We start from the raw sequence: 780 nt of genomic DNA on the forward strand, positions 1-780 counted from the left end.
GGCCACCGCCAAGTACCAGGATGCCTTGCCGCTCTATCGACAGAGCCAGATCTTTGCCCGGCACGGCATCGAGATCCCACGCAATACCCTGGCGCGCTGGATGGTGCTGGTCGGCGAGCGGCTGATGCCACTGATCGAGGCACTGCGTCGGCACTTACTGCAAGCTCCGCTTGTTCACATGGATGAGACCCCCCTGCAGGTCAACACCGAACCCGGCCGGCCGGCGAGTTCCACCTCCTACATGTGGCTGCAACGCGGCGGACCACCGAGCCAACAGGTGGTGCTGTTCGACTACAACGCCAGCCGAGCCGGTCGGGTACCCGTACGCCTGCTGGGCGACTATGCCGGTCGCCTGGTCACCGATGGCTACGAGGGCTATGCCGAAGTGGTTCGCAAGAACGGCATCACCCATGCCGGCTGCTGGGCGCACGCGCGGCGTAAATTCGTCGAGGCACAGAAGGTGCAGCCCAAGGGCAAGACCGGCAAGGCCGATTGGGCACTCAACCAGATCCGCAAGCTCTACGCCGTGGAAAAACAGGCCAAGGCGCTGGATGCCGAGGCACGCCAGGCGCTGCGCGAGCAGAAGAGCCGCCCGCTGATCACCCAGCTACGCACCTGGCTCGACAAGTCGCTGACGCAGGTACTGCCGAAGAGCGCGCTGGGCCAGGCGCTTCACTACCTGGACGGTCAATGGGAGCGCCTGACGCGCTTCCTTGATGATGGCCTGATCCCGCTGGACAACAACCCGGCCGAGAACGCCATCCGCCCCTTCGTGGTGGG

Annotated in this window: 1 protein-coding gene; it reads left to right on the forward strand. The window is 65.0% G+C overall.

Going from position 1 to position 780, the window contains the following annotated elements; genetic code table 11:
- The coding region (tnpC, locus tag DOM57_RS21485; protein WP_110651789.1) for an IS66 family transposase at positions 1-780 on the forward strand (780 nt) is incomplete at both ends.

Source organism: Salinicola peritrichatus (genome assembly GCF_003206715.1).
Lineage (GTDB): Bacteria > Pseudomonadota > Gammaproteobacteria > Pseudomonadales > Halomonadaceae > Salinicola > Salinicola peritrichatus.